The sequence below is a fragment of the Rhodohalobacter sp. 8-1 genome (genome assembly GCF_038150125.1).
In the GTDB taxonomy this organism is placed as follows: Bacteria; Bacteroidota; Rhodothermia; order Balneolales; family Balneolaceae; genus SW132.
In genome coordinates this window covers 1-20630 of record NZ_JBBVMF010000016.1, presented here as the reverse complement: position 1 = coordinate 20630, position 20630 = coordinate 1, and the positions used below count along the sequence as shown (strand labels likewise).

Annotated in this window: 18 protein-coding genes; 3 read left to right on the top strand and 15 right to left on the bottom strand. The window is 43.0% G+C overall.

Going from position 1 to position 20630, the window contains the following annotated elements; genetic code table 11:
* Positions 1 to 83 precede the first annotated feature (83 nt).
* The 10 genes from AABW11_RS14660 to AABW11_RS14615 all read right to left on the bottom strand — a co-directional run bounded on the left by AABW11_RS14660 (position 84) and on the right by AABW11_RS14615 (position 9693).
* Positions 84 to 473, bottom strand: a complete 390-nt coding sequence (locus tag AABW11_RS14660) for a hypothetical protein (RefSeq protein WP_340105875.1) — start codon at positions 471 to 473, stop codon at positions 84 to 86.
* Positions 448 to 1458, bottom strand: coding sequence for a hypothetical protein (locus AABW11_RS14655; protein WP_340105874.1), 1011 nt, complete (start codon positions 1456 to 1458; stop codon positions 448 to 450). Before AABW11_RS14655 ends, AABW11_RS14660 begins: the two co-directional genes overlap by 26 nt.
* Before the next feature lie 3 nt (positions 1459 to 1461).
* Positions 1462 to 1809 (bottom strand): hypothetical protein, encoded by a 348-nt coding sequence (locus AABW11_RS14650; RefSeq protein ID WP_340105873.1) that lies wholly within the window; start codon positions 1807 to 1809, stop codon positions 1462 to 1464.
* Positions 1810 to 1823: 14 nt separating this feature from the next.
* Entirely contained in the window at positions 1824 to 2249 is a 426-nt protein-coding gene (locus AABW11_RS14645; protein ID WP_340105872.1) for a hypothetical protein, read from the bottom strand.
* A 17-nt stretch (positions 2250 to 2266) separates the two neighbouring features.
* A complete protein-coding gene (locus AABW11_RS14640; protein WP_340105871.1) occupies positions 2267 to 4000 on the bottom strand; it encodes a hypothetical protein in 1734 nt (577 codons plus the stop codon).
* A gap of 611 nt (positions 4001 to 4611) precedes the next feature.
* Positions 4612 to 4941: a thioredoxin gene (trxA, locus tag AABW11_RS14635; protein WP_340105870.1), complete on the bottom strand. Its 330-nt coding sequence runs from the start codon at positions 4939 to 4941 to the stop codon at positions 4612 to 4614.
* Positions 4942 to 5195: 254 nt separating this feature from the next.
* On the bottom strand, positions 5196 to 5966 hold the full coding sequence (locus tag AABW11_RS14630; protein ID WP_340105869.1) for an SDR family NAD(P)-dependent oxidoreductase: 771 nt from the start codon (positions 5964 to 5966) through the stop codon (positions 5196 to 5198).
* Between the two features lie 106 nt (positions 5967 to 6072).
* Positions 6073 to 7059: a universal stress protein gene (locus tag AABW11_RS14625; protein WP_340105868.1), complete on the bottom strand. Its 987-nt coding sequence runs from the start codon at positions 7057 to 7059 to the stop codon at positions 6073 to 6075.
* A gap of 96 nt (positions 7060 to 7155) precedes the next feature.
* On the bottom strand, positions 7156 to 8286 hold the full coding sequence (locus AABW11_RS14620; RefSeq protein ID WP_340105867.1) for a DUF368 domain-containing protein: 1131 nt from the start codon (positions 8284 to 8286) through the stop codon (positions 7156 to 7158).
* Positions 8287 to 8469: 183 nt separating this feature from the next.
* Positions 8470 to 9693: a spinster family MFS transporter gene (locus AABW11_RS14615; protein ID WP_340105866.1), complete on the bottom strand. Its 1224-nt coding sequence runs from the start codon at positions 9691 to 9693 to the stop codon at positions 8470 to 8472.
* Positions 9694 to 9804: 111 nt separating this feature from the next.
* Here AABW11_RS14615 and nth point away from each other — a divergent pair, with 111 nt between their 5' ends.
* Both nth and amrB read left to right on the top strand, forming a co-directional pair.
* Positions 9805 to 10494 (top strand): endonuclease III, encoded by a 690-nt coding sequence (gene nth / locus AABW11_RS14610; protein ID WP_340105865.1) that lies wholly within the window; start codon positions 9805 to 9807, stop codon positions 10492 to 10494.
* Positions 10494 to 11729 (top strand): AmmeMemoRadiSam system protein B, encoded by a 1236-nt coding sequence (gene amrB / locus AABW11_RS14605; protein WP_340105864.1) that lies wholly within the window; start codon positions 10494 to 10496, stop codon positions 11727 to 11729. Before nth ends, amrB begins: the two co-directional genes overlap by 1 nt.
* Positions 11730 to 11996: 267 nt before the next feature.
* Here the strand turns inward: amrB and AABW11_RS14600 are convergent, their stop codons facing one another.
* Entirely contained in the window at positions 11997 to 12722 is a 726-nt protein-coding gene (locus AABW11_RS14600) for a polyprenol monophosphomannose synthase (RefSeq protein ID WP_340105863.1), read from the bottom strand.
* A 2-nt stretch (positions 12723 to 12724) separates the two neighbouring features.
* A complete protein-coding gene (locus AABW11_RS14595) occupies positions 12725 to 14134 on the bottom strand; it encodes a sugar transferase (RefSeq protein WP_340105862.1) in 1410 nt (469 codons plus the stop codon).
* 95 nt (positions 14135 to 14229) lie between these two features.
* On the opposite strand from AABW11_RS14595, the gene tgt reads away from it, so the two are divergent.
* On the top strand, positions 14230 to 15357 hold the full coding sequence (gene tgt / locus AABW11_RS14590) for a tRNA guanosine(34) transglycosylase Tgt (protein WP_340105861.1): 1128 nt from the start codon (positions 14230 to 14232) through the stop codon (positions 15355 to 15357).
* A gap of 15 nt (positions 15358 to 15372) precedes the next feature.
* Here the strand turns inward: tgt and AABW11_RS14585 are convergent, their stop codons facing one another.
* From AABW11_RS14585 to porZ, 3 genes are read right to left on the bottom strand one after another with little or no spacing between them, the layout of a single operon-like run.
* A complete protein-coding gene (locus tag AABW11_RS14585) occupies positions 15373 to 17499 on the bottom strand; it encodes a glycosyltransferase (RefSeq protein WP_340105860.1) in 2127 nt (708 codons plus the stop codon).
* The gene (locus AABW11_RS14580) at positions 17496 to 18146 is read right to left on the bottom strand and encodes a glycosyltransferase family 2 protein (protein ID WP_340105859.1); all 651 of its coding nucleotides are present in this window, start codon (positions 18144 to 18146) and stop codon (positions 17496 to 17498) included. Before AABW11_RS14580 ends, AABW11_RS14585 begins: the two co-directional genes overlap by 4 nt.
* Positions 18143 to 20452 carry a type IX secretion system anionic LPS delivery protein PorZ gene (gene porZ, locus AABW11_RS14575; protein ID WP_340105858.1) on the bottom strand — a complete coding sequence of 770 codons (2310 nt, stop codon included), beginning with the start codon at positions 20450 to 20452 and terminating at the stop codon, positions 18143 to 18145. Before porZ ends, AABW11_RS14580 begins: the two co-directional genes overlap by 4 nt.
* Positions 20453 to 20630: the final 178 nt, after the last annotated feature.

Below are 20630 nucleotides of genomic sequence, written 5' to 3'. Positions count from 1 at the left end.
GGCCGGTGTTTTTCTGGTACCGAGCCCTCGGTGCTTTTCCGGGTTTCTCAGGTTGATTATGAAATTACATACATGACGCAACACTACTTTTCTTCTAAACTAAAAATAATGTGCAGTTCATCAATCTGTCCGGTATTTATTTCCAGGTTATTAACTTCAAACATATTCAGGGAAAATGTGCCTTCCGGATCTGTAATCGAAAGCGAACCGGCAAAAGTCACCTGTTCATGAGTCCAGTTTAGTTCTACATTATCGTTGCCGCCTGGCTGTAATTTCAGCGTCCAGATTTGTTTTTCACTAAATGCGTTTCGGAAATCCTGAAACAGTTTTTTGTCCTGGGTTTCAAACCAGGCGTGAAGCGATTCTCCGGGCGGCGACGGAGGAGATTCCAGGTCTAAACCGGAATCAAAAACGTCTGTTGCACCAGGAACCTGACCAAATCCCATCTCAACTTTGAAGGGCCAGGTCAGCAAACCCGAGATCTATACCACCATCCAGAATAGAGCAATATTGCTGAATACTGTTTGATTCTGTTCCCTCTTCAGAATCAAACAATGTGTGAAATTTTATTTTACAGGTTCTATCATCTGTCAGATCAATGTCGAGATCCGACTGCATTATGATACTGTATTCCATCTCACTGCTTTCTAAATCAATACTGAGATCTCCCAGCACAAACGAAGGTGTTAGTGATACAACAGAGTTTTCTGATAAAAATGGTTCTTTTTCAAAGTTAGTACAGTTAAATGATGTCGAAATATTGCCGGTAAAGTTCATATTTTCAATCGTACAGGGAGCATCCACACCATTCATTATAACATCCCCTTCTGCCGTCAATCTATTTTCGGGAAAGCTTCCGGTAAGCTGATGAATTTCAAAGTCTACAGGCCCGTCATCAAACCGAAAGAGAGGAGATCCGCGTGCGCGCACAATGCCTGATATTCCCGCCGATGTTAACTGAAGATTTCCTTCTGCTTTGAATGTTTGGAGATCGGGAGTGACCAAACTGACGTCAGCAATCAAACCTGAATTCAAATCCCAGGTAACCTCATCGAATTGCACAAACTGTAAATCCGGATATATTGCATTATATGGATCGCCTTCGAATTCAACACGGCCACCCAGGAAAACCGGGTTTGATAAACTTCCTTTCTGCACTTCCAGATTGATAGCCTGTGCCCTCACCATTACCGGGTTTAAAGTTCCGGGCACATCAACCAGCGATTCCACGGTTCCATTGATAATATAAGTTGAACGAGTTTCTATAATGCCTGCCTGGTCAAAATTGGTCAACTCAACCAGGTTCTGGATCAGCGGAAAAGTGGTGAGTCCTTCCGCAACACCATCTGAACCACGTTTATCTTTATAGGTAAAGGTGTAAATTTCGCTGACACCTTCGTTTTGCAGCGGCATTTGTCCACCTGAATTTCGCGCCGTCACCTGCCAGGCGTAGGTCATTCCCTACTCAAGAGGCAGATACTCGAGCGTGTAGGGAAGCGTGGTTTGACCGGACAGAGTCACGGCTGCGTGTTCACGATTACTGTTTATGGCCTGGAGCGGACTTTGACGGTTAAACACCTCAACAAGCAGAAATTCATATTCAAACATACCACCCATTGAGCTTACCACCGGTGTCCAAGAAAAGGTGGGGCTGTCAATATTTACATTCGCATTATTCTGGATGGAAATCAAAATAGGCGGCTGCGGATACCGAACCGAAAATATGGACAACCCCTGGATTGAATTAATCCCGCTTGATCCGGTAAAGGGCCTTGCTTTAATCTCGAGCGCGTAGTTTCCCTCAGGCATAGAACCGGATTGAATCACCTGGTTTTCAGGTCCCTGTTTAGCTGACCCAGGATATCATCTGATGTTTCACGAAATTGGATCTCCTCAAAAAAGGACGTAAACACGTAACTTCCCGGCGTGTATGCTCTTGGAACAGATGTAATCTCAAAAAGTATACGGTTGTTCCGGGTTAACGCTACATCAAAAACAAAATCAACAGGCTGACTGCTAAAATTCGAGTAGTTGAATATAACCTGATACTGACCACTCTTGAATTTGCTCTCAATATCGTCTGCATACGGAGATGAAATGACTGGCGGTATTCCAACTATGTTCACCTGTGTTGAACTTTGAGCCTGTAAAGGATGGCTCAATATTGTAAGCGCAGGATAAGATACCATCACAACCAAAAGGGCGTGTTTTATAAATACGGCATATTTTTCTTGAACCCTGTATGTCATCGCTAGTAGTTAGTTGGTTAGAATCTTCTTTGATATTGAAAGGTGCCTTCCAATTCACTGAACTGTCTGCCGCCTCCCTGAATCACCCTATTGCTGCGGGTTCTTATCGTAATTGAAAATGAATCTTTGCCTGTCAGCCGATAGCTGGAATTCAGACTTCCCGATAGTTGCTGCAATTTGTTTGTGGTACTATTGCCTGTAGTATTTTCACGCTCACTTGAGTTGTTACTGAATCCTGCGTTTGCACTAACACTAAGTTTGCGATCAAAAAATGAGTAGCTGCTGCCCAGGTTAAATCCAAGGTTTTGGAGGTCCAAATCCCCCGATTGGTTTATCAGATAATTAGCTGAGGATGATACAGACATACCGGAAGGTAGTGTTATGGTATAGTTAAGTGCTGAGGTAATCGACGTCGATGAGAAGGATCGGTTCGGGGTTTGATTTTGACTGTCAAACTTGCTTTCTATGGTCAGGTAGCCGCCTGTAATTGAGATATTGTGAGTATACGTATCTCCCCGAAAAGTAAAGCCGGGCTGCAGCAACAGATTGTGAGATATTTGAGAATGGCCGCTGCCGGGAATTTCATCGTTGACAGCTTCAGACGTAATATTATTTAAAATCAGTCCGTAGACGATATTCAGGTTTATTGTTTCTGAGAAAACAACCTGTACGTTATTGTTGATAGTTGAATTACGCTGCGTCTGAATTCGATTATTCATCAAATTATCGCGTCCAAGGGCAATATTTGAACTGATGTTTAGCCGGTTATTGAATAGTCTGAGAGCGGGGTTAATGAGTATTTTTTCCTGATCATCCCGAACTCTTCCCCTGCCCAGCGACCGAAACCCCGGTTGTATCCTTTCGTAGCCCAGTCCAAGATTGAATAGATCCAGGTTTAAATTTGCGCTGGCCGTTCCGGCATAGTTAATACGGCTGCTCGATCTGGGCGTATAAAACGAAGAGAAGAATCGCGGAACACCTCCCTCTTCCAATGAGAAGCTTCCGCTGTTAAGATCACGTGTGTAAATTGAGGCTGTTACTTCGCTGCCGATCGTTAACCGCCCCTTGAAGATGTCAATCTGAAAATCCGGGGTTAACGTTAGATTTTCCCTCGGAGTTATTTCAATATTCGAATCTGTTATAGATAGCTTTTCATCAATAGCATAAAACGAACTTAAATGAAAATAGGTCGATGAAGGATTTCCATATCCAATTTTTCCGCCGGCAGCCCACTGCTCAAATGCCGGCTGCCTGAATCCCGACTCACTACTTGGACGTACTGCACGCTGAGAACGACCTCCGGTAAGTTCCAGAAGAAAATTACCCGGCTCCATTCTGATGTAACCGCCTCTTATAGTTGTACCATTTAATCCATATTGAGACAATTTTGAGTTTACGTCTCCTGCCTGAACATTGAGCCATTTCCTGGTTGCATTAAAGGAGAGGTTATTCATGTTTTGACGCAATCCAGTGTCATCGGTGGAATAGTTTAAATTAAGACCGGACCTTAATCCAAACACTGAAAAATTCATATTGGCATTGGCCTGTACCACTGCCGGTGAGCGTCGGTTTTCAATGCCATCCACAGCATAGGCGCTTGCAGAAAACCCAATGCTGCCCCCGGCTGTAAGAGGCCGAAGACTCGACTGATCCAAAAAAGATCCTTGCTGAGCGAATAAAACCTTTCCCTCACAAAGAAATCCTGTCAGAATCAAAATAATGAATCCAGTATATCCCGTTATTCGCTTCAAATACGACCGCATGAGCAGTTTGAAATTTCAAGGACAGCTTTAAATCTAAGCTTTCCTTGTTTTCTTCATTAGCGACGTAGGATTGAAAATCTTCTCAAAATTATTTAAAAAATTTCAGAGAAGGAGGGATTTATCTTTTTTTAGCGGCATCTGATATTTAAAAACCGCACACTATAGAAAGGACGAGCACTGCAGAAGTCACCGGTTTATTCCCACAATGCGGGCAGAATGACAATGATTTTGCTGGCGAATGATGCGCCGTAACGATAAGGCGAAATTAAAAAAAAAGACTATTGTGTTAACGCCGCCTACGTGCCAACCAATAAGCGTGTCATCCCGCCGGTCAATTTAGGCGGCAAGCCATATTAGTTGATGGCACAGAATTACGAAGGGATGTTATCAAAGGATCTTCAAAAGCAATCGCCTATATTTTTGGAATATGGTATTAAGTGGTTCTTTCCAAATTTTACTTTTAACCCATAAACTTTTCATTAATACCAACTTCATAATTACACAATGAACCACAAGCTTTAAAAGCCTTCTTTTCTGTGCAATTAATAGATCTGCTAAATGACTGCAAAGGTCAGTCCTCTTAATTTAACTAACACCCTTTATACTTCTGCCTCTTCTAACTTCTGATCTATAATCTGCTTTAGCTGGGGAGCCTGCACCACGCCTGACTGCTGCCAGAGAATGCGGCCATTTTTGAATAGAATTAGAGTGGGTACACCGCGAACCTGGTATTTGATTGCGGCATCTGCGTTCTTTTCGGCATCAATTTTCAAAATGTTGATAGAATTGCCCATCTCCTTTTTCAGATCTTTCAGGATGGGTGTCATCATTTTGCATGGACCGCACCAGTCGGCGTAAAAGTCTACCAATACAGGTGTATCACTTTTAATAATGTCGCTGAAACTCTTCTTTTTTACATCTTTAGCCATGGTTTTATCTAAAATTTGTTTTTGTTAGATGGTGTAAAGTGCTTGTAGGTCTTTGAGACTACACAAAGTTATGTGCCGCAATGATAGGCGGCATTTCCCATTTTCCTTTTGTCTGATGCGTTTTATGATGGGAGATCCCGGCTCAGAGGCCTGGATGACTTTTCCGGAAATCTTATCCTAGCCTCACTGAGATGACTATTCCAAGCTTTTTACAAAGAATTATACCTCAAAAATAGTGCCTAATTCCCAGTCTGTCACGCCGTCATACCGCCGTCAATTGAATAAGCAGATCCTGTAATAAACGAGCTTTCATCTGACGCCAGAAAAAGAACCAGGTTGGCAATATCAGCGTTATCTGCGTAGCGCTTGAGCGGTATCATCTCTTCGAATCCTTTTTTTGCTTCTTCAGCTGATCCGGGTGAAAATCCTTCTTCCAGCGAACGCATCATACGGTTGTCTACCGGTGAGGGATGAATGCTGTTCACCCTGATTCCATGCTCGGCACCTTCAAGTGCCGCTACCTTCATCGATCCAACAACGGCATGTTTGCTTGTTACGTAAGCCATCACGTTTGGCGTGCCCTGACGACCCGCAACCGATGACGTGATAATCACACTTCCGCCTCCATTCTCTTTCATATGTGGGAACGCATGCTTCAGCCCAAGCCAGACGCTTTTTACATTTACGGCCAGTACCTTGTCGAACATCTCCTCGGGATACTCTGTGAGTGGTTTTACGACCCCCTCAATTCCGGCATTCAGAAATAGTATGTCAATTCTTCCAAATTCCTGAATAGCTTTTTCGATATAAGCCTTCGCGTCGTCGCTGCTGGATACATCACCTCTGAAAAACTTAACCTTATCGCTCTCCAGTCCTTTAGCAGCATTTTTTAACTGGTCCTCTTTAATATCAACCAGTAAAATACCTTTTGCTCCCTCATTTAAAAATCTCTTTGCCGTTTCGAGTCCAATGCCACCGGCCCCTCCTGTAATCACTGCCACTTTGCCTTCAATTCTCTTCTCCATAACTCCTCTTTTTTATAATGAATAAAATTTTGGCTCGTCTCTCGACTAATTCCGAACAAAGGATCCTCCTTCTCAGTCAAACACCGTGACCCGAAACCGAGACCCTTTATTTAAACAGTTTTTTTTCAGGCCTTACGGTTATAACCGGCTTTTTAATATACTGCGCTACTTTTTCAGCGGTTGAGCCCAGAATCAGGTGGGCAAACCCACTGTGCCCGTGCGTGGCCATAACAACCAGGTCAGCACTGTCGGAAGCGTACGACTCGATTTCGTAATGTGCAGAGACGCCACGCTCCACTTTGGTCTCAAGAGGTATTGTCCGGCTTTCCCCACCTTCCTCAATGGTGATTTCATCTTCAAACGACACACCACTTCTTTGAATATGAATAGACTCAATTCCCTGGTCTTCAAGAAATTGTTTCAGGCGCTTGATAACCTCTTCATAAACAGCGACCACTTCGTCCCTGCTGGGTTGAGGCATATTGCCAAGAACTGAGTTGCCGTATAGTTCCAGGACCTGGAAAAGCGTCAGCTTCGCGTTGAATGTATCAGCCAGTGCGACAGACATCGGGAATGCAGCAAATGACAATTTCGACCCGTCAGTTGGCATAACAATGTTTTTAATATCATGCTCATTCAAGCGGCCTTCAATTGAAAATACCGGTACCTTGGATTTTCGTATCACCTTCTCAGTGGTACTTCCGCGAACCATTTTTGTCAGATCTTTGCCTTTTGCGCCTATAACAATCAGGTCATAATTTTGTTTTGAAGCATATTCAGAGATGGTTTCCGAAGGCTTCCGGTCGATCATGACTTTACAATCGCCCTTAGTTTCGTCTTTTATATATTCGCGCATTGCTTTTTCAAGCTTGTGTTCCGCCTCCTCGAACACTTTTGGGTAAATATCCTTATTCATGTCAATCGGGGCCCCAAGTTTTTTTGCACTTTCCGCCAGATATTTTATAGTCGGAACCACGTGGAAAAGGTCAACTTTTCCACCAAACGTGTCTGCAATTTTTTGTGCAGCGGCATATGCACTTTCTGCTCCTTTCGAAAAATCGGTCGGTACTAATATTTTATTAAACCGGATCATGTTAGCCCCCATTTCTGTTTGCATTTTTATCTATAAACAAGATACTTAGAAATTGTGAAAGTAGTGTAAATCATCGGCTTACGCTTGTTTCATCTGCTAAACTTTTCTCAGGTATGATATAAACAAAATCATTACCAAACCGCCGGCCATACCGTATACGCCACCCCAGATATCCACATCTTCATCACCGGATTCTGGTATAAAAGGTTGGCTGGTTACCAATTTTCTTGATACCGTTTCTACTTCTACTTTTTTGAGAGCATCGAACGACGCACCCGGGTTGATGATCTCTTTGATACGTCTGTATTCAGGCAGGTTTGGCGGCTCTTCCCGTTCCAGAATATTTTGGACTACCGGGTCTGTGTACTCCATGATTTGGGACGATCGAACTGACACCTTGAACTCCCTCTCCTGGTAAGGCCAAATCACGTAAAGAGAGCCGACCAAAAATCCAATAAGAACCAAAAGTGTGGTCGCGTGATAATGTTTCAACAACCAGGATAGTATTCTTGAAAAAAGAATGATTCCCACTGCCGCTCCCACAAAAAATGGAAGAAGATTCAGAATAGCGGTTCCGGTATCTACCGTACCAATGCTTCCAAGCTGCGTAAGAATGTACTCATATTTTCTCATGATCAGCAGCAGATACGATCCGGAAATTCCGGGCAGTATCATAGCGCAAATAGCAATTGAACCGCTCAAAAATACAAACCAAGCTGATTCGGGGGTGTCTGTTGGCACGAGAGTAACAATCCAAAACCCAAATAAAGCTCCTGCAAGCAGTGGCAAGAGGTTAAGCCAACCCCTGCTTTCGGGAGATATCTCGGCAACCAGCAGAACAATTGATCCTACAATGAGACCGAAAAAAAGACCATAAACTATTTCAGGATCCGTAAACATATAAACCTGAAGCGGCACTACTTTCGTGAAAAAGGCGATTGCCAGAATAATGCCGGTAAAGAGAAGAAGCAGGAATTTCCAGTGAAAAGTGTCAAATATCTTTGATATCCTGAGCTTCAGAAGATGGGAAAGAGCGTTCTTATCCGCGCTTTTAATTGCAAAGATCAGCCTATCATAAATACCTGTGATGAGTGCCATCGTTCCGCCGCTTACACCCGGAACGATGTCGGCAGATCCCATCAAAAAACCCTTGATAATCAGGAAAGGTGATTCCGTCCATTGGGTTTGATCCCGGTTGGTGTCATCGATGTCGTTTTGAGTTGCCAATGTGGTTTGGGTTGATTGGTTTTATTTTTCAGTGTAAGGGTACGGAGGTAGCGCTCATTTCACAAGAACAGGTTTACCCTGGAAATTTTACGCTAAATTTATTGATAATTGTGTAACCCATTTTGGTATATGAGCTTATGAAATAATTTACGCGTTAGTAAAAACTACAGAGGGTTTTCCGGGTTATTCCAATTTATCATTTTCATAAGTTCTCATGGCCAGCAAAAACGCAATTGTACTTCCAATACTGCATATTAACATCACAAACATCACTGCCTTTGACGGGCCGTACAAACCCGTAAAAACGTCATCCATCAGCCAGCCGGTTACAGGAGGGCCGAGCCCAAAGCCCGCAATGCTTATTACAAAAAGATAGAGGCCTCCGGCAAGCGCCCGGTTTTGGTCCGGTACGAGATATTGCATTAAGGCTGCAGCAACCCCGTTATAACATGATGAGATCATCACGCCGACTCCCATCAAACCGAACCCCCATGCAGCACTGCTATTAAACAGGCCAAATGCATAAAACGGCAACCCGCCCAGGGCAGCTATAATGCCAATCCAAAAACGATATTCCGGCTTCCGTTCCGCGAGTTTATCTGCCGCCTTGCCCGCCAGGATTACGGTGCCCGCCACGCCGAAAAGAAACCAGCCATATTGTGGTGTTAAATCTGCGCGGTTAAAAACATCATTGAAGACCGTTCCTGCAAACGCCAGGACGGTATAACCTGTGCAGGCAAGCAGTGAAAATCCGATTAGATGATATTGAATCGTCCTTTTTTTCAGCAGGGCAACGGCATCCTTGAACAGGTCATTTTCATGTGTATGACGGATGATGGTCCGGTCGGGTTCCTTCACAAACCAAAATACGAAAGGAACAAGGATCAGTCCCGGAAGACCCACCGCAATCATGGCCGTTTGCCAGCTGTACTGCAGCGCGATGGTTCCGCCTGCAAGAAACGAAAACCCGATTCCTAAAAATATACCGCTGGCATAAAAAGAAAAAATTGTAGCCCTTTTTTGGACTGAAAACATCTCGGCCAGCAACGAATAGACAGCCGGGCTCAGCATCGACTGACTTACACCTACCAGCAGCCGGGCAACGACCAAAAAAGCGAATGATGTAGCATACCCGCTCAGTACCGTCATCAGGCTCCAAACCAGCAGTCCCGTTGCAATCATCCAGCGCCTTGAGATACGATCTGCCAGCCTGCCCATTGGAATACCTGCCACGGCATAAATAATCGAAAATGCGGTTCCGTACAGCAGACCTATTTGAAGGTTTCCAAGCTGAAACGCCTCACGTATATCCACGCCTAAAACCGCAACGATTTGGCGAGTAAAAAAACTATTCAGATAAATTAATGTGAGCAGAATAAGTGCGCTGTAGGCCGCAATTTTTTTCATGGCTCAATAATAGTAAAATTTAAACCAGATATCGCCCGTTTCTACTTTCAAACGAAATCTCAGACATTTACCTTTGATAATTGAATTAACCAACTACATCCATCATCATCTATGGCTAAATCCGGTCTTCCCCGCAAGACAAAAGAACAGAAAGAACGAGCACGAAACCTTCTTGAGGACCTCTATAAGCACTATCCAAATCCCCATTGCGAGCTGGATCATGAAAACCCGTTCCAGCTGCTTATCGCCACCATACTGAGTGCCCAGTGTACCGATGTACGGGTCAATAAGGTAACCCCGGCGCTCTTTGAAGCCTATCCCACACCGGAGGCCATGGCGGAGGCCTCACCCGAAGATCTCGAGGAACTGGTTCGAACAACCGGCTTTTACAAGAATAAGGCGAAAGCTTTGAAAGAAGCCTCAACAACCATTGTTGAAGAATTCGAAGGCGAAGTTCCGCAAACGATGGCAGAGCTTTTAACGCTACGCGGTGCGGCCAGGAAAACTGCAAATGTTGTACTCGGAAACGCCTTTAATAAGAATATTGGGGTTGTGGTGGATACGCACGTAAAGCGGCTGTCGAACAGATTTGGACTTACACGTGAAAAGAAGAACACGGATAAAATTGAAAAACACTTGATGGCCCTTTTTCCCCAGGAGAGCTGGACGGACCTCTCCCATTTGATGATCCACCACGGGCGGAATGCCTGTAAGGCAAGAATCTCTGCGCCGCCAGATCACCCAATTTGCATCAAATATGGAAAGAAATGTGAATGCTGGAAAATGAGAGGGCAAAAGTAGTGAATCAAAATATATTTAATTCCAAAACAGATATTATCCCACCGGTTCGGCGTGATCTTCAGATTATCCCCGTTGAAGACAATGGCAGAGATCTTTTGCTTTTTTACGACACAATGAAAATATCCGAACCGGGATTCGCGCTCGATAGATCAGTTGAGCCCATATTGTCTCTGCTTGATGGGAGAAAAACCCTGCGGCAACTCACCGCTTATTTCGGAGAGGATGTCGCTGAAGATAATATCCTGTCGTTTATCAAAATGCTGGATAAGCAACTGCTGCTTGAAAGTGATTATTTCAGAAAAAAAGCTGAAAATATTGAATTGAAATTTGAAGATTCTGATATCAGGAGACCTGCCCTGGCAGACTCCATCTACCCGTCTGATCCCTCTGAGTATTCGGCCTTTATCGACAACCTTTTAAAAAAGGCATCAGATGAAACAAACGCCTTCAATACAGAACCCAAAAAAGCTCTTTATGCACCTCATATCGATCTACGTGTCGGAGCCACTCAGTATGCCGAGGCTTTTTCAACCCTGAAGGTTCTACAGCCAAAGCGGGTCGTGATCCTGGCAACTTCGCATTACAGCGGCTATTATCCTCAGCTTTATACTGGATTTCCTTACGTTGGATCAACAAAATCGTTTGAAGTTCCGGGCCGGACATTTAAAACCGATCAAACTGCTATAAATTACCTTTCTGATTTTGGGTCCGAGATTGGATTCACGACTCGCGATCGTGCCCATCGGATTGAACACAGTATTGAAACGCACCTGCTATTTGCCGGGCATCTATGGCCCCACGATTTCGAAATCGTCCCTATTCTCGTTGGAGGAATTGATGAGATTTTTTATAAACAGGATGGTGAGATGGGCACCAAAATATCTGCATTTTCTGATGCTCTGCGTGTCCTGGATACCGATGATACATTCTACCTGATCAGTGGCGATTTGTCGCATATTGGGAAGAAATTCGGGGATTCTGTGCCTGCCTCCTCAATGCGATCGACTGTTGAATCATTTGACAAAACGTTCATGCATGCAGCTGTAGAAAACAACAGTGAAAAAATGATCACTCATATCTCAGAAGATTATGATCCTTACCGGGTTTGTGGATTCCCGCCGCTATATACATTCATGCAATCATTTCCGGATCTTAAGGGCCGGTCGCTCAACTACCACTGGTGGGATGAACAGGAGCGCGAAAGTGCCGTTTCGTTTGGATCTATTGCCTATTAAACGTATTGGAGAATCTATCTTCGAAGTTAAGATGTAATCGTTCAGCGAAATACTTGAGGGGTGTCTATATTATATAGGACTGAGGTTCTATGAATCGACGGCTCTTAACTTCAACCTTTTTTGAGACGGCATTTACGACGATACAAAAACCAAATGATGAAAGATTGAGGTTCTTGGTAATAAAATTCCTCAGCCATAACCTCCACCGAAGAGTTAACATCCCACAGGGTTCCTGCATCTCTCCTTAAATAAGGCTCTTTTCTAACCTTAAAGCTGTCCGAAAATACTTCTTATTTTCAGTGCCCAAACGCGCCAAATTGCTTCCCGGACAATCGACTTCGACATTTTTGATACACCCTCTTCACGTTCTTTAAAAATGATAGAAACCTCTTTGAGGCGAAAGCCCTCAATCCAAGCCCTATAGTGGATTTCAATCTGAAATGCGTAACCATTAGATCTTATCCTGTCCAGATTAATTGATTCCAGCACCTTCCGGTGGATGCATTTAAACCCTGCTGTTGTATCCTGTACGGGAAGGCCTGTAATTGTCCGGGCATACACATTTGCTGCAAAGGAAAGGATCAGGCGGCTGAGCGGCCAGTTCACAATGCTGATTCCATCAGAATAACGTGACCCAATCGCCAGGTCAGCTTCGTCTGCTTCAACTGGCTCAATCAGGCGGGGCAAATCCTCGGGATTATGAGAAAAATCGGCATCCATTTCACAAATAAATTGATAGCCGTTGCTGAGTGCAAATTTAAATCCTGTTACATATGCTGTGCCAAGTCCCATTTTTCCTTCACGTTCAATCAGGTAAATGCGCTCAGGAAATTCATCTTGCAGGGTTTTTACGATCCCTGCAGTGCCGTCAGGTGATCCATCATCCACGATCAAAATATCAACCTGCTTTTCCAGAGATAACGTGATCTCGATCAGGCGCCTGATATTATGCGACTCGTTATAAGTAGGTATGATGACAATTGATTTGTTCATCGTTACTGGCCTTTAGCTCTAACCATAGAAAATATGGTGTTAATCAAAATTTTAAAATCCATTCTCAAAGACATGTTTTCAACATAAAACAGATCATACTTGGTTTTCTCTTTCACATCGTCCAGCGAACCGTCGTATTTCCACTTAACCTGTGCCCATCCCGTTATACCGGGACGAACCCGAAGCCGACGTGTGTACATTGGAATTTCATCTTTAAACCGGCTCACAAAGTAAGGCCGCTCGGGCCGTGGTCCAACCAGGCTCATCTCTCCTTTCAGTACATTGTAGAACTGCGGTATTTCATCAAGTCGTGTTTTCCGAAGCCACGCTCCTACCTTCGTGATTCGGGGATCATTTTCCTGCGCCCATGTCGGTCCTGTTTCAGCTTCAGCATCCATTCGCATAGTTCTAAATTTATACATCGTAAACAGCTTACCTTTTTTGCCAACCCGCTCTTGGCTGTAAATTGCTGGTCCTTTTGAGGTCAGCCTAATCACGATTGAAATCACAATAATTACCGGTAACATTACTATAAGTACGGCTACCGAAATTATTACATCAAGCAGCCGTTTCATCAATTTCTCCCAAAACGGCATGAGGTCTGGTGAAATCTCAATTAGCGGAAGCCCAAATATCTGGTTTGTTTTATTAAGCCCGCTCACAAGCTGGTAAAAGTCGGGGAGAAGCTTTAGTGTGACGTCCGGATTATTCACCCGGCTTAATACTTTTATCAGATCTTCCCGTTTCTCAGGCTCAAGAGCAACTATCAAATCTTGTATTTCGAGTTCCTGAATAATCAGGTTGATATCGTCAAGTGACCCCATTATTTCATCCGGATCAACATACACCTGGTCGCCATTTTTTCCATTCGGCACCTCTATAAAACCTACAACCTGCATACCCAATGACCGGTTACGATTCAGATCATCAAAAGCTGATACCGCATTTTTACCTGTTCCAATGATCAATGCACGATGCAGTCCCTTACCCTTCAGCGCATAAAATCTCTGGATACTACGAATCACAAACCTGTTTACCGTTATCAAACCGCCCACAAGAAGAACGTAAACTGTAACACTGGCCAGCCTGTCCCTCATCTGCAGATCTCCGTCGATGGTACTGTAGAAGTATAAAATAAGCGTACCAATGAGCGTAGCCTTCACTACCTTAACAAATTCATCAAACCTTGAAATCAGGTATAACCGCTTGTACAATCCCATCAGGGAGAACACGATCAGCCAGTAGACTGTATGAATTCCGCCAGCTACAATAATTGATAAGTTTTCTCTTTCCGCGATATGAGATGTCAGCTCCGGCTTTATCTGCGTTAAGAAGTACCATGCCATACAGAGTACGAGCCCGTCAAGCAGACCAGTAAAAAGCGTTTCCCGATTTCGATTTATCGTAGGCAAAGGGTTATCTTCCGTTCGAATTGACTACTAAAGCCTTTTTTTGATTACCAGCTTGACAATATAAAAGGTAAAATTGGGATTAAACACACAAATTCTTGTTCAAATTAGAGAAAACACTATCAACGACAAAAGCGCGAACCGGAACTTTAACGACCGATCATGGTGATATTAAAACGCCTATTTTTATGCCGGTGGGTACACAGGCAAGTGTAAAAGCTGTAAACCAGGATGATCTTGTGAATCGAGTGAAGGCTCAGATTATTCTCGGAAATACTTACCATCTATATCTGCGCCCCGGTAATGAGATTATGATCGCTGCCGGAGGACTTCATTCATTTATGTGTTGGGACAAACCGATCCTTACCGATTCAGGCGGTTATCAAATATTTTCTTTGTCTGATAACAGAGTACTCGAAGAAGAGGGAGCTACTTTCAAAAGTCACCTGGATGGCTCAAAGCATCTGTTCACACCCGAAAATGTTGTGGAAACGCAGCGGATATTGGGATCCGATATTATGATGATTCTCGATGAGTGCCCACCCTACCCTGCCGAGCGAAGCTACGTCAAAAACTCGATGGAATTGACGCACCGATGGGCAAAACGCGGCCGTGAAGCTTTCTTAAATGGTTCACCGCACTATGGGCATTCGCAGGCTCAGTTTGGAATTGTTCAGGGAGGAACATTTGATGATTTACGGAAAGAATCGACGGAATATATGACCTCTCTCGATTTTGAAGGACTGGCAATTGGTGGCCTGAGCGTGGGTGAGCCGATCGATCTTATGTACAAAATGACAGATCTTAACACAGATTTTTTACCTGAAGATAAACCCCGATACCTGATGGGCGTGGGTACGCCGGCCAATCTTTTGCAATGTGTTGCCCTGGGCGTTGATATGTTCGATTGCGTGATGCCTACTCGAAATGCCAGAAACGGATCTATTTTTACAAGACACGGAAAGATAAATCTGAGAAATGCGAAGTGGAAACATCACCACAAACCTCTGGATACCGGATTTCCGAGCGATCTTTGCAGCAAATATAATATGAGCTATCTACATCACTTGTTTAAAGCAAATGAGATCCTTGGGCTCGAACTGGCATCAAAGCAAAATCTAACGTTCTACTTATGGCTAATGAATGAGGCTCGGCAAAAGATTCAGGACGACACATTCCAATCTTGGTATGGCCCTATGAGTGAAACAGTGGATCAAAAAATATGATCGTTATTTCGTCGCTCATTCACTTTTGGCAAGGAAAGTCCCCGTAAGTGAATCTTCCCTGATGAGGGCCTTAAAAAGAATATCGAGGTCAAGCCAGATGGAGTAGTTCTGTAAATAGTGGAGGTCGAATTGCTCCCTGTCTTTTTGATTTGTTATGCGATCCCTGTTGATTTGAACATAGCCGGTGAGCCCTGTTTTATACCGCGTGATGTCCCCTTCGTGAACCGGGCCGGCAGCAGATCCCACAACACTAATGTCGCCTTTGGCTATCTTGTAGCAAAGTGTCAGGCGATTGCAGATTTTGGAAGCAAACGAATGGTGATCTGTTAGACTGATCGTTTTCTTTACAGATCCATCAAATATAGTGATCCCTTTTTTCGAGTCAGACTTTACTTTTAAACAAGCCCAGCTTAATGGGAGAAGCACCAATAAGCCCAGGCAGCCCAGAACTAAATCAAACGATCGTTTTAGTAATTTTTGAATCGGGTTAAAAAATGGAAGCTCCAGGTCTACAACAGCTATATCATCGAGATACTCCACATCTGCTTTACCAATAATAAAATTCATATTCTGTGGAATTACTTTTATTTCCACATCAACATTCCGCAGATTTTGAATAGATTCGAGGAGCTCCTTATGAGAAACTGATTCAAGTAAAAATACAACAATGTCTGAGCGGGTGGTTCGAATGAGTGTTTTAAGATCTGATATACTACCTGCATCATAATCCGAAAGATCAGAGTCTTCAATTGCCGCTTGACCTTTTTGCCGAACAACGCCAGCTATCTCAACCTGCCAGCGAGCTTTTCCTTTAATCTTAGACACAAATTGTTTTGTATTGTCCCCTGCCCCAACCAAGAGCATTCGTAGTGGGGAGACCATACCTCTCGAAAATTTTGTTGATTTAGTCTGATTGATCCGCCGAAACCGAATAAAACCAATCACAAATAATCCAATCATAACGGATACTGCCAATATAATTCTGGAAAAGGCCAGGCTCCGGATAAAAAATGTAATCGCTACAAGTATTAAAAAGCTAAATAGCACCGCTTTTAAGCTCCCTACAATTGAATGCTTGTGTTCATCAATAATACCGTACAGCTGGGCGAAAAACAGATATGACATACTCCAGATGAGATTAAGCCATAGAAACTGGGGATTCAGCATGGAAAGAATTCCGGCCTGGTCAAAGCTGGCTCTGATAAACATCCCGATGAGTAATGCGGCGTTGATCACTACAAGATCAGTTATGATAAAACGATGTGCACGCAAATTATTCACAAAAAATGACGCCAGTGCTCTGAACTGAATAGCCCAAAAAATCAGGAATTTAAAGAGGTGGGAGTATCGGCTTGTGTAGTGTTTATCGAAGAACTTGTAAATCGCATCATTGAACACTTTATGATATGATAACTCATTCTTTTTTGTACTTTCTCCTTTATAGTGAATGATAGATGTTTCGGGAACGTAATGTATTTCCCAGCCGGCCTCCGATACCCGGTAACACAGGTCGATATCTTCTCCATACATAAAAAATCGCTCGTCGAACCCGCCAACTTGTTTCAGGCAGCGGGTCCTGAAAAACATAAATGATCCTGAGAGTACAGGGACTTCACCCCTCTCATCTTCACCTTTCCACCCTTGGTAATAGGCACCGAAATGTTTGTTATTTGGAAAAAGAGCTGTAAGCCCGATTGCTTTATATATGGCAGCGGAAACTGTGGGAATGGCCCGTCTTGATTCCGGGGCAAACGTACCATCAGGATTTAGAATTTTACACCCGCAAGCACCGCATGAATCATGATTGCTCATGTATCCGATCAATATATCTAAGGTATCTTCCTGCAGAAGTGTATCGGGATTGAGCAGAAGTGTATAGGTTCCAGTCGCCTTTTCAATTGCCTGGTTGTTTGCCTTTCCAAACCCTACGTTTTCTCTATTCTCGATGTAGGTTACATCATCAAACCGTTTTTTTAGAAAAGGGATTGAACCATCGGATGAATCGTTGTCAACCACAAACACTTCTGTAGAAATCTCTTTAGAAGCTTTTCTCACGGATTGAAGACAGTTTGCCAGAAACTCCTTTACATTGTAGTTCACTATAATAATTGACAGGTCCACCGATCTCTCTGTCTGACTCATATACCCAGCTTGTTTAATACATAATCAAACTTTCCTTTGAGGCCCAACCCATATCCAAACTTTGATGCCGTTCCTCTCCATAAATGGTCGATATATTCTTCCATTGGGAAATGGATAAGTTCATATCCATTATTTTGGGCTTCCCTGAAATTGTGCAGTACAGGCTGGCCATGATGGAAAAAGGGAGGGAATTTTTGGTATGGCTCGGTTTTCATCAGCAGATATGGCGTTAAAATAATCGGTATGCCTTCCGGGTCTTTAAATCCCCGTTTATTAGCTTTTAGTTTATAGCCCAGCGCATAGTTCTTTTTGCTCATGGATAATATATCCACACCTTTTTCCAGAAATCCTTTCTTCTTTGTAACTGTATCACTGTCCAGGAAAAAGCAGAATTCGGTTTTCACCAATTCAGTAATTGATTTATCCAGTGCAGGTCCGTGAAATATATTTTCCTCTTCAAAGTGGGTGTGGATAGAATCAGGGTATTGATTCTGAATTTTGGCTACAACAGTTTTTGAATCGTCTTTGCTGCCATTGTCGAAAATCAAAATCTGGGTTTCAGGATAATGCTCTTTGAAGGAGAGAACAGCATTTCTGAGGAGATCCGGCGTTTGATAGTTTACAATGACGGTGGTTACTTGTTTCATCGAATGATTGCTACTTTTCCAAACCCGCGCTCATTGCCGTCTGAGTCAAGCGCTACCACTATATAAACTCCCGAGCCGACTTGCCGCCCGCTGGAGTCCATTCCATTCCATTCTGCTCTTCCTCCACGGTTCTCAAAAGTTCGAACCAGGGTACCATCAATCCCAAGTATACGAATGGTAGTTACATCAGATAAATTTTCAATCAATATCCTGTTATGCGAATCGTATAAAAATGGGTTTGGATAAACTTTCAGTTCGTCCATTGATGGAGATGCAGCTAACGGAACATCCTGGTAAACACTCAAGCCCGCGTCAGTTGAGATATAAACTTCTCCTGTTTGATCATTTACTGATATATCACGGATTGCATCTGAAAAAAGAGGGCTATTCTCTGATGTAAATCTTTTAAGAATTGAGCTGCCTGTGTCGTTCAAAAGCCAAACCCCCTCGGCGGCAGTACCAATCCATTTTTGATTTGCGGCGTTTACGGCCATCGCTGACACATTAATATCTCTCAAAAGAAAGGGTGAGGCAGCATCGGGATCTTCATTTATCAACCATTGTGCACGCCGTTCTTCTGATGATCCTGTGATTACAAACTGTGGAAAAATATAGCGAGCTATCCCCCTTTCGGTTCCAACCCATATCTCACCATCTTTATCTTCAATAACTGAGGTAACCATCGCATTCGGCAAGTTTCCATTTCCCTGGTCTTCAGTAAGTTTTACGCCGATTGATTCATTCGACTCAATTGGACTACCTGTATCAAGGACAAGCAATCCTCTACCGCCACCACTAGTTGACTGAAGTGAAATCCATTTTTGATTGTATGAATCAACAAACAGATATAAGTATTCATCATTTGAACTCAGTACTGAGGACTTTCCATAACTAATCCATTCGTCTTCACCCGGCAGCTGCACATATAAGGGATTGGTGGCATACCTGCTCGTTGCCCATACGGCACCATTTTCATCTGTTTCCAAACCCGATATGACCGGGAAATTGGGATCATCATCCGCCCACCCGCGGAGTGTTGAATTCGAAGAGTCAAACACATCTATATCATTTGTTACTCTGTTATGACGAGCAATACCCTGTCCCCAGCTACCAAAATAGTAGTAATCATCCGTGTATGTGGATGTAAATGCCTGCTGAAACTGAGCCCGAGTCAACACATTATTAGTATTCCGATTGAAGTTACGCCAGCCACTTTCATCCCGAATATAATAACCTTTCCCCCTGTCGAGAGTTGAATTTCGTTGAGATATGGAAGTCGTTCCCGAAATGAACGTTCCGTTTAGAAAAGACATGCCATCAAAAAAATTAAGATTCGGTCCAGTGGGTGTGAAATATTGAAAATCATTATTACTTATTTCTCCAATACCTAACCCTACAGAAAGCGTAGATAGAGAAATTTCGTCTGAGTTCTCCCCCATAGAAATAATATCTGAAATACCGTTTATACCGGGGTTGGTGATAGTCAGGGTTCCATTCCTATCCACAGTAAGAACACGATTAATAGTATGAGAAAGCAGGTTGCCATTGCCAGTCACTTCTATAAATGACACACTATTATAGCCACTTAATAAAGAAAAGGTCTCCCAGACACCGTTACGTAATACTTTGGTTGAAGTATTTGTTGATAACAATACCTCCCCGTTAAATAAAATTATGGATTGAACTGAAACATCTTCAAGTCCATCGCTTGCATTATAATTGATCCATGATGCTTCTATATCGAGGTTAGCATCTAAACTAGCAATAGCAGCACCTTGCTGGGAAGCGACATATATACGATCGTCTTTGATATAAATATCAAATATAGGAGTACCTCGATCAAAACTGCCAATTTTTGTATATGAGTTTGAGACCAGAAATGTATTTGTATCGTAAACCACAATTCCAAAATCCGTAGCTACATATAGACTCCCATCATACACTTCAAAATCATTAATCTGTTTTGATGTAAATGCCTGGACTCTGGATATGTCTTGTATTTGCTCAAACCTCTGTTCCTCAATACTATAAAGATCAATCATACCGTCAATGTATCCTATAGCTACACTATTGATATTTTCGATGTATTTTAAAACTGAGCCATCAAGTCTGTACATACCATCAACTGGTGTTAACATCCTTTCAAAGGATTGATTTTCAAATGAAAAAAGTCCACCATTTGAAACTCCCCAAATAGTTCCGTTGGAAGACATATCAATGCTATTGACTGTATTATATGATGTGATGGAGGACCAATTACCGGTTTGCTGTGCAAAAAGGTTTTTAAACTCTATGGTTGAGAGCAATAAGGAAAGGGTAATTAATAAACCAGAATAGCGAATGACTCGTCTCAAACTGCTGCTTTTGTATAGAATTATTCTAAAGCTTTAGAATACAAAAAGTAGTGGAATTTTTAATAATAAAAAAAGCCCCTGTCGCGGAGCGACGAGGGGCTTTGGAAAAACGATGAGGCGGCGACCTACT

Bases quoted from the DNA above. Each gene is read 5' to 3' on its own strand.
- AABW11_RS14655 (WP_340105874.1), bottom strand. From the start codon at position 1,458: ATGACCTACGCCTGGCAGGTGACGGCGCGAAATTCAGGTGGACAAATG.
- AABW11_RS14650 (WP_340105873.1), bottom strand. From the start codon at position 1,809: ATGCCTGAGGGAAACTACGCGCTCGAGATTAAAGCAAGGCCCTTTACC.
- AABW11_RS14645 (WP_340105872.1), bottom strand. From the start codon at position 2,249: ATGACATACAGGGTTCAAGAAAAATATGCCGTATTTATAAAACACGCC.
- trxA (WP_340105870.1), bottom strand. From the start codon at position 4,941: ATGGCTAAAGATGTAAAAAAGAAGAGTTTCAGCGACATTATTAAAAGT.
- AABW11_RS14630 (WP_340105869.1), bottom strand. From the start codon at position 5,966: ATGGAGAAGAGAATTGAAGGCAAAGTGGCAGTGATTACAGGAGGGGCC.
- AABW11_RS14625 (WP_340105868.1), bottom strand. From the start codon at position 7,059: ATGATCCGGTTTAATAAAATATTAGTACCGACCGATTTTTCGAAAGGA.
- AABW11_RS14615 (WP_340105866.1), bottom strand. From the start codon at position 9,693: ATGAAAAAAATTGCGGCCTACAGCGCACTTATTCTGCTCACATTAATT.
- nth (WP_340105865.1), top strand. From the start codon at position 9,805: ATGGCTAAATCCGGTCTTCCCCGCAAGACAAAAGAACAGAAAGAACGA.
- AABW11_RS14600 (WP_340105863.1), bottom strand. From the start codon at position 12,722: ATGAACAAATCAATTGTCATCATACCTACTTATAACGAGTCGCATAAT.
- AABW11_RS14585 (WP_340105860.1), bottom strand. From the start codon at position 17,499: ATGAGTCAGACAGAGAGATCGGTGGACCTGTCAATTATTATAGTGAAC.
- AABW11_RS14580 (WP_340105859.1), bottom strand. From the start codon at position 18,146: ATGAAACAAGTAACCACCGTCATTGTAAACTATCAAACGCCGGATCTC.